General features: G+C 49.5%; 12 protein-coding genes. 4 read left to right on the forward strand and 8 right to left on the reverse strand.

Annotation, left to right across the window (positions count from 1 at the left end):
• Window positions 1-66: 66 nt before the first annotated feature.
• Both QUB64_RS17045 and QUB64_RS17050 read right to left on the reverse strand, forming a co-directional pair.
• Complete coding sequence (locus tag QUB64_RS17045) at window positions 67-3,162, reverse strand: methyl-accepting chemotaxis protein (protein ID WP_333269890.1); 3,096 nt, start codon at window positions 3,160-3,162, stop codon at window positions 67-69.
• A gap of 142 nt (window positions 3,163-3,304) precedes the next feature.
• Window positions 3,305-3,838: a chemotaxis protein CheW gene (locus QUB64_RS17050; protein ID WP_293180800.1), complete on the reverse strand. Its 534-nt coding sequence runs from the start codon at window positions 3,836-3,838 to the stop codon at window positions 3,305-3,307.
• A gap of 482 nt (window positions 3,839-4,320) precedes the next feature.
• On the opposite strand from QUB64_RS17050, the gene QUB64_RS17055 reads away from it, so the two are divergent.
• Both QUB64_RS17055 and QUB64_RS17060 read left to right on the forward strand, forming a co-directional pair.
• The gene (locus tag QUB64_RS17055; RefSeq protein ID WP_333269892.1) at window positions 4,321-5,529 is read left to right on the forward strand and encodes an RNA-guided endonuclease InsQ/TnpB family protein; all 1,209 of its coding nucleotides are present in this window, start codon (window positions 4,321-4,323) and stop codon (window positions 5,527-5,529) included.
• A gap of 121 nt (window positions 5,530-5,650) precedes the next feature.
• Complete coding sequence (locus QUB64_RS17060; protein WP_333269894.1) at window positions 5,651-5,845, forward strand: hypothetical protein; 195 nt, start codon at window positions 5,651-5,653, stop codon at window positions 5,843-5,845.
• Between the two features lie 64 nt (window positions 5,846-5,909).
• Here the strand turns inward: QUB64_RS17060 and QUB64_RS17065 are convergent, their stop codons facing one another.
• Together QUB64_RS17065 and QUB64_RS17070 are read right to left on the reverse strand one after the other, a co-directional pair.
• Window positions 5,910-7,148: a response regulator gene (locus QUB64_RS17065; RefSeq protein ID WP_333269897.1), complete on the reverse strand. Its 1,239-nt coding sequence runs from the start codon at window positions 7,146-7,148 to the stop codon at window positions 5,910-5,912.
• A 268-nt stretch (window positions 7,149-7,416) separates the two neighbouring features.
• Complete coding sequence (locus QUB64_RS17070; protein WP_333269900.1) at window positions 7,417-7,788, reverse strand: hypothetical protein; 372 nt, start codon at window positions 7,786-7,788, stop codon at window positions 7,417-7,419.
• Between the two features lie 307 nt (window positions 7,789-8,095).
• Between QUB64_RS17070 and hmpF the strand changes: the two genes are divergently transcribed.
• Complete coding sequence (hmpF, locus tag QUB64_RS17075; protein WP_333269901.1) at window positions 8,096-9,901, forward strand: pilus motility taxis protein HmpF; 1,806 nt, start codon at window positions 8,096-8,098, stop codon at window positions 9,899-9,901.
• On the opposite strand, the gene tilS is transcribed toward hmpF, so the two are convergent.
• The 3 genes from tilS to ccsB form a co-directional block, all read right to left on the reverse strand.
• Window positions 9,898-11,043, reverse strand: a complete 1,146-nt coding sequence (gene tilS / locus QUB64_RS17080; protein WP_333269957.1) for a tRNA lysidine(34) synthetase TilS — start codon at window positions 11,041-11,043, stop codon at window positions 9,898-9,900. The genes hmpF and tilS overlap by 4 nt on opposite strands.
• 134 nt (window positions 11,044-11,177) lie before the next feature.
• Window positions 11,178-11,603 carry a KGK domain-containing protein gene (locus QUB64_RS17085; RefSeq protein WP_333269904.1) on the reverse strand — a complete coding sequence of 142 codons (426 nt, stop codon included), beginning with the start codon at window positions 11,601-11,603 and terminating at the stop codon, window positions 11,178-11,180.
• A gap of 428 nt (window positions 11,604-12,031) precedes the next feature.
• A complete protein-coding gene (ccsB, locus tag QUB64_RS17090) occupies window positions 12,032-13,102 on the reverse strand; it encodes a c-type cytochrome biogenesis protein CcsB (protein WP_333269906.1) in 1,071 nt (356 codons plus the stop codon).
• Between the two features lie 711 nt (window positions 13,103-13,813).
• Here ccsB and QUB64_RS17095 point away from each other — a divergent pair.
• The gene (locus QUB64_RS17095) at window positions 13,814-14,722 is read left to right on the forward strand and encodes an Rpn family recombination-promoting nuclease/putative transposase (protein ID WP_333269909.1); all 909 of its coding nucleotides are present in this window, start codon (window positions 13,814-13,816) and stop codon (window positions 14,720-14,722) included.
• 228 nt (window positions 14,723-14,950) lie between these two features.
• Here QUB64_RS17095 and QUB64_RS17100 read toward each other — a convergent pair whose 3' ends face one another.
• Window positions 14,951-15,505, reverse strand: a complete 555-nt coding sequence (locus tag QUB64_RS17100; protein WP_333269911.1) for a hypothetical protein — start codon at window positions 15,503-15,505, stop codon at window positions 14,951-14,953.
• Window positions 15,506-16,068: the final 563 nt, after the last annotated feature.

The following is a 16,068-nucleotide window of genomic DNA, read 5'->3' on the forward strand; positions in this document are numbered from 1 at the left end:
GTTTTCCATCATTGCCACACTAATGTGCTTGTAAATCAGTAAGTAAAAAAAGCATTAAACAATCAATTATTGTCTTTCTGCTGTTTCTACTCGGAACCTTTCTACTGATGTCAAAAGATCGCGAGCAACACCTACCAAATTTTGCAAAGCACCCGAAACTCGCTGCGCTTCTTGAGACGTTTCCTGAGCAGTTAATTCGACAGCTTGCATCACCGAGGCGACCGAGCGAGCTGTTTCGTTCTGCTCTACAGTGTCAGCAGTAATCGATCGCACCAACACGTCAATTCGATTGGTAACTTGAATGATATCTTCAAGCGATCGCTTCGCCTGTTCTGCCAACTTTGTCCCCTCAATCACCTGCTGCGTCCCTTCTTCCATCGCCGTCATTACCGCGCCGGTTTCGCTTTGAATTTGCATCACGATCTGCTCGATTTCTTTCAAAGACTTAGCCGATCGGTCTGCCAACTGTCGCACCTCATCTGCTACGATCGCAAAACCCCTACCCGCTTCCCCAGCTCTGGCGGCCTCAATACTAGCGTTCAGAGCCAACAAATTCGTCCGAGAGGCAATAGTAGCGATAAGAGCCACAATCTTAGAAATTTCTTGAGAAGCTTCCGCCAACCGCTTGACTTTTCTCGTGGTTTCTGCTACTGTTTCTCGAATTTCCAAAATCCCGGCCACCGTCCGCTCCACAGCCTCGCCCCCTTTCAGAGCCGTTGCCGCCGCGCCCCGGGCCACTTCTTCCGCCTCTCTAGCGCTCTCTGCGACCCGCTGAATCGCATCGGTGAGGACTTGCACCGAATTTAGCGTCGCCGCCAGTTCCTCAGCCTGCCGCAGAGCATCAGAAGACAAATCGCCCGCAAACTTGGCACTATCCGTAGCGCCTTTGCTGACCTCCCGAGCCGCCTGCTTCACCTGATGGACGATTTCGCGCAGATTTTGAATTGTCAAGTTAAACGAGTCAGCAACAGCGCCCAAAACGTCTGCGGTCACTTCCGCAGTCACCGTCAAGTCACCCCGAGCCGCTCCTTCCACGTCATCTAGCAAGCGAATCACTTGGCGCTGCAAGTCTTCTTTTGCCTGTTCCTGTTCGTCAGACTTGCGCCTGGTATCGCTAATCGTAGTTTGGATCACCTTCGCCATGTGGTTGAATTTAGCAGCCATTTTGCCAAATTCATCTTCCGAGTAAATCGTAGCCCGAGCGTCCAAAGTTCCTTGAGATACAGCATCGAACTGAGCTTGCAAATTGTCCGAGGACTTGCGCACCTGCTTGGCGATCAACTGGCCGATGCCCCAAGAAGTTAAAAAGCTCGTAAAGCCTGCGGCTGCGGTCATTACCCAGCCTGTTTGGCGCAGGTAAACGATCGCCTCCGGCTTGTCTTGCCGCAGAGCTTGATAGGAGGCAATGTTAGTGACGAAAGCCACAGCTACCAGAGAAACCAGTCCGGCCCCGATAGCCGTGTACAACTGTTTTGTAAACAAAGGGGCATTTTCCAAGAAAGCCAGTCCCCCCTGTTCTACTGTCACCGAACTATCGAGCGGTTCTGTTTCTGTCGCAGCAAAAGTCGGCACCGACGCATCAGCCGGGCCAGAAATGCTAAATATCTCATCGTCTCGAATTGCCGAGCCGTCGCTGTTATCAAAGTCCAGGCCGCTGCCGCTCGTGCCCATCATGCCGCTGCTCGAGTTGCCGAAATTGGTGTTACCTCTAGTCAGGATCGAACTGCTGGCATCTTCTGAGATATCAAAGTCCGGCAAATTGCCCAAATCGTCAAACTCGTCAAATTCGTCTAAAAAGCCGCTGTGTTCTTGAGAGTTCCCAGCTTTTGACGACCAGTCGCTGGTGTTCTTGCCCGCAGCCCCGAAAGCTGTCGCTTGCTCGTTTTCGTCGAGAGAGAAAGAATCGTTGAAAGCGTCGTCATCAAAAGCGTCTAACTCGAAGCTGTCTAAGGAGCCAAATGCCGGCGGCTGCGAGTCGCCGTAACCGTTGTTGTTGGCGTTTGAGCGATCGGCCGAATTAAATTGTCCCTGGCTCGACCTTTGACTGTGAGAGTTCGGGACAGCACCTCCCATCAGCAGCGTTTCGTCTTCCGCCAGCGAATAGTTGGACGCATAATCCGAGTCCTGATCCTGCTTGTTTTGAGGTCGAGAAGACCCAAAACCAGACGAGGACATCGGCTCGGCAAAAGGGTCAGCCCAAGAGGCCCTTTGTGCCTTCTGACCGTGACTTTGCCCGGTCTGGGACGGGGGTTGGTAGTCGTAGTCGTCATCGTTCAGGTCGAGTTCGTCTGGCAAATCGAGCGGCGCAAAAGGTTCGCCAAAATTGTCAGACGGCCCGGTGGGGGAGTCGAGTTGGTCCGAGTCGAAGGAATTCCCGATGTCCGATCCGGCAAAACTTTGACCGTTTAGCACCTGAGTCGGAGCTTCAGAAAACAAATCTTCTGCTGAATAAGGTGCTGCTTTCCCAGACACTTTGCTGTCAGACAAGTCAGCAGCATCAAACCCTGGGTCATCTAAGCCAAAAGGATCTCCCAAGTCCGAGCCGAATTCGTCCATGTCGAACGGCTCGGACGCATCAGCATAGGCTGCCATCGCGCCGCTGTCGCCAGCAAAGGGGTTAGAATGCGAGGTTAAATCTTCGACAGCTCCCGCGCCACTGCGGTCTTGTGGTTCCCACTCCACGCCGCTCATGCCCAAGTCGGCTAAGTCCTCGTTTTCCATGTCCTGTGGCGATTGACTCCCATAGGACATGGATGGGGAATTCCCTTGGAAAAGTCCCAAATCCGGGTCTTCCAACCCTTGCTCCAGAGACAAGTCTGCTGGGTAGAATTCCAATTCAGTTTCAGCAGACAAAGCCTCGAAACTTTGCGTGTGCAGTTCTCCGGATAAAAATTGGTCTGTGTAGGTAATTCCGCTGTGAGCGTGTTCGACCAAACTCAGGTCGTCACTCAGGCCTAGCACCACCGTGTACTGTTCCCGTGCCACCTCGTACTGTTGCAGTCCGTAGCAGTAGATGTGCCCGCACAGCAGGCGAGCGCTGGGGTCTTCGGGAAAATCTTCTACTAATTGATAAACTAGGGCTGCGGCTTCTGAATAGTCGCCATCCATGTAGGCCGCTTCTGCCCGTTGGTAGTCCTGCTGAAAGTTGGTACTTGTTGCCATTTGCCGCCCTCTTTTGATTTGAGATTTGAGATTTGAGATTTGAGATTTTTATCTGGAATGTTTAGATGCGTGCCTCAAGTCCTGTGACTGTTGATAGTTAGACCCCAATCGAAAATCGCAAATCGCAAATCTAAAATCGATTTCACGCTGCCCACCGCGCCGAGCGCAGAATTTTCACTTGATCTAGCAGTCGGAGCACTTTAGTCGCTGGTGCACCTAACATCCATTCTCCCCTCAGAAATGGAATCATGCCGTCTGGTGCATTGTTCTGAGAGTGCAGTTGGTCTACGTCGAGCCAGTCCATCCCCACAATTCGATCGACTGCTAGGCCCAAAATCGTGTCTTGGTCTTCCACAGCCACGATCGGGATTTCGGGTCTATCTGTATTCAGAGGTGTTTGGTCTCCCAGAAATTGGCCCAGATCTGCCACCCAAATCACACGTCCTCTCATGTTTAGCGTACCTAAAAGCAAAGAGGAAACGTTGGGGATGGGTGTCATCCGGTCTGGGGACGGGGATAGCACCTCTCTAATCCCTGTCGCCGGCAGTGCGAACTCGTTCCCCGAAGGAACGTAGAACCGCAGGTGCAGCTCGCCTTCGGGAGTTTCTAGTTCTTGGAATTCCGGAGCCTGATCTATGCCTTGTCCTGGTAATATAAAGTCTGGGCTGCCACTAATCATAATTCTTCTCTCTGGGAAACCCACATCGTACCCGTACTCAAGTCGGTGTTGGGAGGAAAATGGGATCTCGGTCTATGAAACATAACTATAACCGTCCTTTTTGTAAATGTGTTGGCAGTATTTATGACTAATTCCTTGCACCAATCCTGCTTGGGTTGAGACCTTAAAACTTCCATTGGTGCAGGTAGCCTTTTTTTCTACATAAGTCCGTATTTTGTTGCCACTATTAACTATCTGATGTTTTTCACCTTAACATCTGGGAAATTTTAGCTAGCGGGCGCGGGAATCCCCACTCCATAATCTTTGATTTGGGGTGGGATGAAAGCCCGCTCGATCGAGGTTGGGAAGTTGACCACTTTGCACAGCAACCGGGAAATCTCCACAGCCGAGATCAACACACTCCTACAAACGGAGCCAACAATCTCCACACACTCCGCCAATCTTGTATTAGACTAGACAGATAAGCACTCTAACAAATCATGCTGAAAGCTGTCAAAGTCCCAATTTACCCAACCCAAGGCCAGCAAGAACACCTGGCCCAAGCCTTTGGTTGTGTGCGTTGGGTCTGGAACCAGTCTCTCGACATCATGTCTCAAACTTACAAAGAGACAGGGCGCGGGGTTTCGGCGATGACCATGAAGAAACAGATCCCTTTGTGGAAAGCTGAATATGAATGGCTGTCTACCTGTTACTCTCAGTGCTTGCAGCAATCTGTACTGAATCTAGGTGTTGCTTTTGGTAACTTCTTTGATGGACGAGCAAGTTATCCGACTTTCAAAAACCGCAACGCTCGGCAATCATTGCAGTACCCCGCTAACGTCAAGGTCTTGGGGGAGGCTCAAATCAAGTTTCCTGGTCATCTCGGTGTGGTGAAAGCCAAAATCCACCGTGAATTGATTGGGAAGTTGAAAACCGTTACGCTGTCGAGAATGCCGGATGGCCGCTATTACGCATCATTGCTGATGGAGGATGGCATTGAAAAGCCTGAATCGACCCGTGAGGGTAAAGCTGTTGGGATTGATTTGGGATTAACTGATTTTGCGGTTACATCCGATGGGTCAAAATATCAGAATCCTCGGCATCTCAAGAAGCATGAAAAGAACCTGAAACGGAAGCAGCGGAAGTTATCTCGTAAAAAGGATAAGACGACTAATAAACGGCGCAAGGCTAAGAAAGCACTGGCCAGGGTGCATTCTAAAATCACTAGAGTCAGAGAAGATTACCTCCACAAGCTATCCCGCAAGATAGTTAACGAAAACCAAGTGATTGTGGTGGAAGATCTCGCAGTGAAGAATATGGTCAAGAATCACAACCTAGCCAAAGCCATCAGCGATGTAGGCTGGGGGAAATTCTGCACTATGTTGAAGTACAAAGCTGAATCAGAAGGGAAAATCTATCTAGAAGTAGATCGATTTTTCCCATCGTCTCATTTGTGCGCCAACACTTTACATCGAGTGCCGAAGATGGATTTATCAGTCAGAATGTTTGATTGTCCTCATTGCAATCAGCGCCACGATAGAGACATCAATGCAGCGATCAATATCAGAAATGAAGGCTTGCGGATCTTGGCGTTGGGAAGCAGCGCTACTGCCCTTGGAGGCAATGTAAGACCAAAGAAGTATGGACGCAAATCTACTACTTCCAAGGCGGTTGCCGATGAATTGGGATGCCTACACCATACTGCCTAGCAGTTCGCGCGTGGTACTTCACCCATAAAGCCAGTGTTTGCTTTACCTGGGAAATTTAACAGAAGATGTCTTGTATGTCCAGATACTTCAGTCTGTTTGAGATTTGAGCTTCAAGGAGTGATTGCTGTGCGCATCGGTTTTGGCGATCGACTGCAAGTGGAGAACAACTATATTATATTTGCACTTCGATCGACTTCGGCCCGACATCGGTCGAGAAATTGAACTGAGTTTTACTGACGCCGGACGACCAGCTCGCGAATTTATACATTCTAGTTTATGGCGCGATCGCCCGCAGCAAAGAGCTTTCTCTCTCTGACTGTCGGGACGGCGCTGGCGTCTGGAGGTAGAAAAAAGCTCCAATCGTGCCACCGGTGCGGAATTTATTTGGCTTCTAATTCGTCTTCTAGTTCACGGCCTAATAATTTTTCCGAGAGATTGGCCAGAGGGTAGCCCTGGCCTACATATTTTTCTACCAGCATTAATAACTCGCTTTCGCCAAAAGGTTTGGTGAAGTAGTCAGTCGCCCCCGCCATGCGGGCTTGAACCCGATCGATAAAGCCGTCGATCCCCGTCAACATGACAATCGGCGTGTGCCGGAAAGCGCTAGAATTGCGCAGCATCGCGCAAATTTCGTAGCCGTCGAGTTCGGGCATGGCGATGTCGCACAGAATTAAATCTGGTTTGATTTGAAAAACCAAACTCAGGGCTTCCAGGGGGCTGCTGATGCCAGTAGCTTCGTAACCGTGTTCGTTTAAAATTGACTCGACTGTTTTGCGAATCACATTGTCGTCGTCAATACAGACAACTCTCTTGACCTTGGTTTCTGGAGACGACAATGTGATTTTGTTGTTGGCGGGGGCAACAGAGGGCTCGTAAAATACTTGCACCAATCCCTGCTGCACGAAGGGGTAAATCGCCTTAGCGACAGTCAGCACGTCTCGGTTGAGGTAGCGCGCCATTTGGCGGATCGAAGTGTGGCCGTCGGCCCAGCGTTTGAGAGTATTAAAGGTATTGGCAGGCAGTGCGACTCGCAGCTCTGCGGGGCCTGAAATCACCGGGCATTGGTTGGGCGACTGAATGTGAGGGTGAAATTGCTTCCACTGCTGCACCTGTTTGACAATCTTCGCCAGCAGGGAGCTAATTTCTAAGCTGGTAAGTTGAGGAGCCAATGCTGACCCCATTTCAAAAGTGAAGGAACCCTGATGGAGACTGAGCAAGTCAAATAGGGTTTCGTGGATCATGCTGTGGATGATGTTCCGCCCTTGAGCTGGGGTAAGGATGTGGTTTTCTAGCAGGGCCCACAGGTAGCCGTATTCTGGGGCATTGGTAGATGCCATATAGGGAACTTCGATTTTGTCGAGGGCGCTGTCTGCTTTGTAGCGACGCAGGTAGTCGCGCAAGCGAAACAAACTGCCCGCACTCTGGGTAGCGTAAATAATCTGACCGTTGAAGCAGAAGACATACCAGGATTGTCCTGCAAGGGAGCGCTGGGTAGGTTGATTGCCCGTGCTGCTGCCGCTGGAGCTGTAGGCTTCTACGAACAGTTCTCCGGTGCGCTGACCTAACTCAATCAATTGCAGGATGCTGCGGATGTCAATTTCACTCAAATTTCCCTGCATGCAGCTAAAGTATCCTCTTGAAAACCGTTGGTGTCTGAGATCGGAAAGACTGTGTGCTGGCGTCCATATTGACTTGAGTTTTTTGTCAATAGTTTACGCGCCGGCGGCCGACGATCGCACAATTGGGGATTGACGATCGGGCGATTTTCTGTTTGTAAGTCGGCCGCGCTACCAGTCCACAAGCTGAAACCGCGAAAGAAAGCGGCATTCTCCCAGTGTAGAGTTTCGCCTTGTATTCCAACTATCGCCTAAACTCCTAGAATCGACATCACACTATTGTCCGGGCGCCTCTAGCGTGCAACGCTGGCATGGACGACTGGTTCAAGTCTTCGATCGCAAGAGTTTTGAAGTTTTTGGCCGAGTAGGCCGTCACTTGAGGCCACACATCTTGACTTGTGGAAACTTCAAAATACCCAGGATTCTCTGGTTTTACTGCTGCTACCAGCAGCCGAAACAGCCGATCGATCCCGGATGGGAGCTTGAGGCTGGTCTGTTGGGTTGGATGAGTTGCGATCGAGGTTTTTTTAGGGTTGGCCACAGCCCTAAAATCTGGTGCAGTCAAAATGAACCTTTGTTGGCAATTTTCCGGAAAACTCGCTACTGCCGATCGATCTTTTTGCTTGCCTGCGGCGAGCGTCACAGTTCGAGCGTCATTCCCCTATTCTAAGGCAGCGCGGTTCAAATCCCTAGCCCGACTGCTCGCCTGCGCCGGCTTTGGGTGACATCGGGGCAAAATCGCGATCGACGGGCAACGAAAGCCTGATACAATCAATGAAAGTTTTTGACTGACTGACCTTTTTCGGCTTTGGGCTATGGCAGTCCCCGCAGTTTTGCTAGTCTTGAATCAAGCGGCATTGATACTGCTCTCCCATTCGTCCAGAAAACTGGCGGCGGCAGTGCTTTCTGGACGCTCTCCCGTGAGGTAGTGCTGTGCGTGGGTGCTGTGGGTGAGTTGGGAAACGATGCTATCCCCCGATCGGGCAAACGACACCAAAGAGAGGACTATTAGTGTGCTGTATCTAGCGGAAGTACAAAAACAGAGAAGCGGCTTTGGTCTCGGTGGCGGTAAGGCTGAACTGAAACTGCTAGCTTGTCAGCGGGGCGAACACAATTGGAGTGCCGTACCAGGCGATGACGCGATCCCAGTTGAGGAAGCTAATAAGTTTAACGACGGCACCCTGGTGCTGGTGGAGTTGAGCGCTAGCAAGCAAGTGCAGCGGATTCAGGAGGCTGCCCGCCAGTTGGTGAGCATTCTGCAAAATTTCTCGCGCTTGCAGGATAAGTTTAAGGATAAGGAAGAGGAAATTGAACAGTGGAAGGCTTCTCTGACGTTTTCGAGTCAGGAGCTCAATCGCCGGGAAATGGAAATGCAAGCCCGCGAAGAGCAGTTGGCTCAAATGGAAGACGAGCTGGAACGGCTGGAGGCTCAACGCTCGGAAATTGAAAATACTCGAGATGAAGCTAACCGACTGCGAGAAGAGGTCGATCGCAGCCGCGTGGAAATTGAGACGGCTTGGGAGCAGTTGCGGGGCGAACAGCAGCAGGTGGCTCACCAGCAGTCTCAGGTTCCGCAGGGGGCGGTGGTTGACGAGCAGCAAGCACTGAGGATTCAGGAGTTGATGAACAAGCTGGGGGGCGCAATTTCTTCGGCTCAAGGGGTTCGGGAACAACTGAATCAGTCTTTTGGTGTTGTGGGGGCTCAGCAGGCAATTCTGGATGTGCACTGGCAGCAGTTGGAGCAAAAACACAGCATAGCTCAACAGCAGCAGGAAGAGGTCGACCGACAACTTCAGAGCGTCCAAAACCGCTGGCAGGAGTGGTATCAATCTCAAGATGCTTTGGCACAAGCTCGCGCGGATCTTAAGGGGCAGCAATGTACCCTCAGCGCTAAGCAGGAGCAGGCTCAGTCGGTGTCTTTGCAGGTGCGGGCTGTTGAGGATTTGTACCAGCAACTGTCTCGGCTCGCATCTGCTGCGGGTGCTGGGGCTACGGAGCAGGTAGTAGATGTGTCTGCTCTGGAGAAGATGCCGCTTGAGGAGTTGCAGGCGCTGGTGCAACACCTGGAACAGGATTTGGAAAAGGTGTTCCGGTTTGTTAACGATCAAGAGGAGGAGTTGACTCTCCAGCGGGAGACAATCGAGGAGCTGCAAGCCAAAATTCAAGCTGCTAGCGAGTACGATCGCATGGCTTTGGAAAATGAAATGGCTGATGAACTCGAAAGTTATCAGATGTTGAATGAAACTCTGGTGGGACAGCGCCTCCGCTTGCAGGAACGGGAAAATGTTTTGAAGCAGCATCAGGCCGTGCTGTGGCGCCGCTTGGGGACTGCCACTGCTTCCAAACAAGAGCGCGATCTTGATTTGGGGCCGATCGTCGCACAGCTCAATTCTGGACGCCAGCAGCAAAGCCAAGAATTGCAACGGCTGGAAAATGAAATTAAGCAAATGCGAGAGGCAATATCTCAAATTGAGGCAAATGTCAACCGCATTCAGGGGGAAAGTGAGGCGAAACGCCTGGAAATCAAGCAGTTAGAGCAGAATTTGTTCAACCAGAAAGGTGCTGTGGCGGAACTCTGGGGTCGGGTGAATGTTTATCAAGAAATGTTGCAACCGGTGCAGGACAATTTGAGCGGGCTGCGCCAAAAGCTGGAAGCGCTGGGGGGAGAACTCGAACGCGTTCAGCAGACTGGAGAGCAGCAAGATCGGGTAGTTTCCGATTTGCGACAAGCTCTTTCGGGTTTGATGACGGCTTAAAATTGAATATCTAAAACGATCGCAGGGTGTTCGACTCTGGCGATCGCTCCTCCAGGAAAGGGATCGGTTTGCGATCGGTTGGGGGCTGCGATTAAGCTGGTGAGTTTTTCTACGCTGTCAAAACTGGGTGCACAGGGCAATATTTGTTGCAGTAGCTGTCGCATAGCCCGCCGCTGCAACGCCAGGGGTGCTTCCCGCAAAATCGGGCGATTTAACTTGACCGGCAGTTGAAATATCACCTGCTCCTTGTCTGGAATGGGAAAAAGGGCTCGCTGTAGCAAGTCGCTGGCTGCAAGTTCGAGATATTCTACGTCGGCGCGGAGGAGTTCGGCTGTTTGGGCGAGGGCTTGTTGGGCTTTTGGGTTGAAATGAGTTTCTAAATAAGGTAATAATTGCGATCGAATCCGGTTGCGGGCATATTGCAAGTCTTGATTTGTGGAATCTTCCCAAATTGGTAGTTTTTGCTCTTGACAAAATTGACCTGTTTGCGATCGAGTTATTTCCAGCAACGGACGAACTAAGTAAATTTGAGATTTGGGATTTTCGATTTTCGATTGAGGATTTTCATCGAGATTGTCCAATGGAAAATCGGCCGATATTTGGGAGTTGCGATTTTCCTGGGAATCCCCCAATCTAAAATCTAAAATCGGCAATCGAAAATCGGCAAGGGGCCGCGTCCAAGTCAGGGCGGAAAGTCCGTCGGCGCCGCTGCCGCGAATGAGGTTGTAGAGGAGTGTTTCCGCGCGATCGCTGGCTGTGTGGCCTGTGACAATGTAGGGGGAGTTGTGGGCGATCGCAATTTCGGTTAAAGCTTGATATCGCCACTGTCTGGCGGCTGCTTCTGTTTTGGGGATATCCGAAGCTGTTTGCAAATAATAGGATATTCCCCAATTTTTAGCTAAATTTTCTACATGAGTTGCATTAGATTGGGAGTCAGAGCGCCAGCGGTGATCGCAGTGAGCCAGGGCTAGATTCCATCCCCATTTTGACTGCAAATCGAGCAGTAATTTGAGCGTGCACAGAGAATCTTGTCCGCCGGATACTGCTACTAACAATCGCTGATTTGAGGGCAAAATTTGTCGTTGTAGCAGTGTCCGGTGCAGTTGAGCGTGGAGGTGCGTCCAATTGGCAGATTCAGGCATTACAGTTGGCAGTTGACAGTTGACCTGTGACAGTTGACAGTTGTAGGAAGGATGCAGTTTTAAGCTCTTCAACTCAAAACTCTGAACTTAAAATTTAAAAATCTTCCTCCTTTCCCTCTCCCGTAAGTAGCAGCTTAGCTCCACATTCCTCGACTGTCGGGGTCGCTGTCTGGATACCTAGAAATAGGAAAATCATTACTTATTTGTGTAGAGTCGCAGACATTTAATTGCTCATTTGTATCAGTTTGCTCAGAGCTATCTTCGCCGTTATTTTGCGAGGTGTCTGATTCTTCCGGGGCGGCCGCAATGGCTTTTTGTTCTTTTACCTCAGGTTCGAGGGGGATGAACTCCAGGCGCAATCTAACTTTTCCTTTTGTCCAGGCTTTTCCAGCCCTTAAAAGCTCGCAATCCATGCCGTCTGAAAAGATTTTTTCTTCTAGCAATCTTGAATGCAGAATTGTCATATATTCGCTGACTTTGAAGGTACATTGATACATCAAAGCGCTGGTAGGAGCAGACAAAACATCGTCTTCTTTGAGAAATATTTGTGAATCGTCCATATCAATTGTCATTTGAATGAAGGAAGTTCGGCAACGGATTGTGTAGCGGATTTTACGGATGTTTAGGGAAGAGGGAGTAAAGTTTTACAGTCTCGGTGGTTGAGTAAGCTGGGCATTGCATTGGTGTCAAATTAACGTCAAACCTATTATCTGTCTGCTGTTTTACTATTAGGATCTGATCCCCCCGAAGGAAGAGCCCCCTACTCGACCCCTACTCCCCTTCGATCGGGGGGGACAAGAGCGAGCGAAGTCCCCATTTTTTAAGGGATTTATGGGGAGTTCGACTCTGCTGCCAACGATATATCCAAAGGATTTTAGGCTAAAATTGACAGGTATTGCTGGAAATCGCCGCCCTACAACTGGAGGTGATATTAATCCCTATTCTTTGATTTATGCTGTTTTTCGGCGACTGATTTGTGGAGCAAAAATTAGAAAAACCAACCGTAGGAATGTAAACCTTTGCCTAACAAATTAACGCCTAGATAGCAAATCCAAACTACTACAAAACCTGTGGCGGCTAAAATTGCTGGGCGTCTTCCCTGCCAGCCGCGAGTGATGCGGGCGTGCAGGTAGGCTGCAAATACTAACCAAGTAATCAGTGCCCAAGTTTCTTTTGGGTCCCAACTCCAATATGAACCCCAAGCTTCGTTCGCCCAAACTGCACCGGCAATAATCCCAACTGTTAGTAAGGGGAATCCTAAACCGATGATGCGATAGCTAATGTTATCAAGGGTTTCTGCTAGATTCAATCGCTGGGGCGAGAGAACTTCTGCGGTTTGAGTTTGGGGAATTGATGCGGTTTGAATTGTTGCTGATTCGAGCACTGCGGTGGTGCCAAAACCGTTATTGTTGGAGTTGAAAGATGGTTCGCTGAATGCTAAGGCGCTGTCGGCTACTGTTTCGAGGGTTGGAGATTCGGGGTTTTGAGCGCGTTGGATGCGGTAGTTACCGTTGCGGGTGCTGTTGGTACCGAAGGAACTACCTGTGAGCTCGATTTTTTGGCCGCGCGTGACGATTAAAAATGCGATCGCCAGCAGGGCTCCTACCATTAAAGTTGAGTAACTGAGCATCATGACGCTAACGTGCATCATCAGCCAGTTGGATTTGAGGGCGGGTACTAGGGGCTCTGCCGATTGCATGGTGTCGGGCAGAGTTAGGGCTGCAAAGGCGGATATTGCCATTGCTACGGGGGATGTGGCTACTCCAACTAGGCGGGAACGGCTCATGTTTTCCGCGACTAGGTGGATGGCGGTGATTCCCCAAACTAGGAAAAATAGGGATTCGTAGAGGTTGCTTAAGGGGAAGTAGCCGGCTTCTATCCACCGGGAACCGAGTAGGGCGGCGATGGATAGGTTGGCGACGGCCATTCCTGCGCTTCCTAGGGCGGACAGGTAGGGAATGCCGGGGAATGCTGCGCCCACCCAGTAGATGAGCATTGTGGTGAACAAGATGGCGAAGGAGATGTTGTCCAGCCAGTTCTGGAGTACGACCAGATCCATATAATTTACTCCGGTAGTGTTTTTACTTATTTTTTGCTAACTAGATCGATCGTACTGGGGTTGGGCAGTTTTGGGTTTGGGATTTTGAATTTTTGTGGCAATTCTGAGTTTTTGGCGGTTGTTGAGGTGCGGGATCAGGTTTAAGGGGACGATCGCGCGGACGCATAAAGCAAGCTACTATTGACCCACCAGACGAGTGTCACCCCGTCAAGTCACGCTTGTTGATTTTGGCTGACGGCTTGAGGTTGGACGAGTTGAAAGTAAGGAAACACCGAATTCAGGCGGGCTAAGTTCGATCGCCCATTAACAAAATTACGACTTACGCACGGGGGGCCAGAAACCGGGTTTTTTTAGGAAAATCCTTCGTTGTTACCCAGAGATTAAGTAAAAAACCCGGTTTCTTTGTCGGGAGTGCGTCTAGGACTGAAAATATAGGAGGTTTTTTGATCGGGGGCTATCTGGAATCGTTTAAAATTGATTGAACAGATTACCGACTTGCTGTTTTTGCAAGCAGCAAAAAACGGGTACCGTGCCACGTACAATCGTTGTGGATACTCCCCAAATTTGAGACCAAACCCCAAGCTCCCGGATTCATCAAGGCGAGTCTGTTCTAAAATCTCAAACTTGTTCGCTCGCGAAGTCGAAGAATCTAAAATCTAAAATCGACTGACGGTTGGATGAGTTACACAGGCTAGAGGAGATACTGAGTTCATGCGTCGAGATTCAATATTTTACAAGTTATTTCAAGAAGCTCCGACGCTGCTGTTTGAGCTATTGGAAGAGTCACCATTGAATGCAGAACAGTATCGATTTGACTCGGTTGCTGTGAAGGAACCGAAGTTTGAAATTGATGGGGTGTTTTTGCCGCCGGATGCTGAGCCTGGAGTAGTATATTTCTGTGAAGTGCAGTTTCAGCGGGATGAATTGCTGTATGACCGATTGTTTGGTGAGTCGTTTTTGTATTTCTATCGCAACCGTCAGCGTTTTACTGATTGGGAAGCGGTGGTAATTTATCCTACGCGATCGACTGAACAATCAGAAACGCATCCGTATCGATCGCTTTTGAACAGCAATCAGGTGCATCGGGTATATTTGGATGAGTTGGGTGCGATCGAACAATTACCGCTGGGAGTGGCGCTGATGGCTTTGACGACTATCGACGAAGCGAGTACGCCGGAGGTGGCGCGATTGTTGCTGGCGCGATCGCAGCGGGAGGAATCGGAAGCAGCGAGTCGCGGCATAATAGAGATGCTGACGACAATACTGGTTTACAAGTTTACAAATTTAAACCGAAGGGAGGCAGAGGCGATGTTAGGAATTACGCTTGAGGAAACTCGGTTTTATCGGGAAGCTAAGGAAGAAGGCATTGAGCAAGGAATTGAACAAGGCATCCAACAAGGCCGCGAACAAGGCCGCGAACAAGAAGGAAGATCCTTAATTTTACGTCAGTTAAATCGCCGTCTGTTAAATCGGGGAGTTGGAACATTACCGGAATCTATCACCACTAAAATTGCTGATTTGTCGATCGAGCAAATTGAAACTCTAGCAGAGGAATTGTTGGATTTTCAGTCGATCGAGGATTTAGAGGTTTGGCTGGAGAATTTGCCGCAGCAAGATTGAGGCGAGGTTAGCAATTGCACTTGAGGGGGCGATCGCACCATTTACGCGAACAAACACATCAAACGTACTCCCCCTCGGCTTCCTGGGTTCTGGGGCGGTATGAAAGTGTATCCGCTGTTGCTGGGAGGAGGTTAAGTGTGCGATCGGGGTGGGCATGATTCCGGCGGATTAGAAGCTGATTGAAGATGGTGGAAGATGTTTTGGGCGGGCTTTTCTGATCTTCGCAAACTACTTTTGGAAACGTTGAGAAACAGCAAGTAGTTTTGGCCCTTTAGCTTCTACAGTTGAAGTGTTCTCTCTAATAAAAGCTTTTTCACCCACGAATGAAACCTCTTTTTGGGATGGGATATTAATTCTAATCACAGAGCATCCCTTGTAGCATATAGTACAATACAGTTCAGTTAACGGTTTTTCTGGCCCGGAGATCCCCCTCGCATCCCCCGAATCAAGGGGAGTAGGGGTTGACTTTGATGAAGTTCTTGTTCCCCCCTTGATTCGGGGGGCGCCGGGGGGATCGGTCTTAACCCAAGCGTATTGGCATATAGTATCAATTTTCATCAGAACCTGAGTTTTTAAGGGGTCAGTCAAAGCAGATTTTTTAATTGCATTAATTAATATCCCAACACGATCCTCTAGTGTTTTACGTGACATACTCCTACACCATACTGTACTCAGTTGGTGGAGGAGTATGTCACCATAAGAGAACTCGTTAATATCAAAATACTTGCTATTAAATGAAACCAAATTTTCAATCAAACCACAAATAGCATTAAGTCGCTGCATACCATCTATGATTTCATAGTTTCCACTGCCATGAATTAGAGGACGATCAGCAATTCAGTTGACCTGTGACCGCTTGACAGTTGACTGCTTGAGGGCGACCTCTCCCGGTCAGTCCGAGGATTGGAGGAATGAATAGTCTGATTTTAATTGATCCCTACAAGGGTTCCGGCTTTAAACCAATTCTTTAGGGTAAAATTAAAGAAATTGGAGATCCATTGAAAATGCTTCCAATTAGTTGTTATTTTTCGTCAACCGACCAAATTAATTTTATTTGATACTTTCTGTTCACCAATAAGTTACCTGACCGATAGAGCCGATTGGCCTCAGTGACTGTCATTCCGCGTGGAACAATGCTCATACTCCCGCTTTTTTTAAGTCAAGATTTTGACAAGACTATTATAATAATGTCGAGCGAAGATTCTGCGACAGTTAGATCGCAGAGTCAAAAAGTCGATCGCCCGGAGAGTCAAACAGTCGATCGCCCGCAGAGTCAAACAGTCGATCGCCCGCAGAGTCAAACAGTCGATCGCCCGCAGAGTCAAACAGTCGATCGCCCGCAGAGT

Origin of the sequence: Microcoleus sp. Aus8_D2 (genome assembly GCF_036702665.1) — a bacterium.
GTDB lineage: Bacteria > Cyanobacteriota > Cyanobacteriia > Cyanobacteriales > Microcoleaceae > Microcoleus.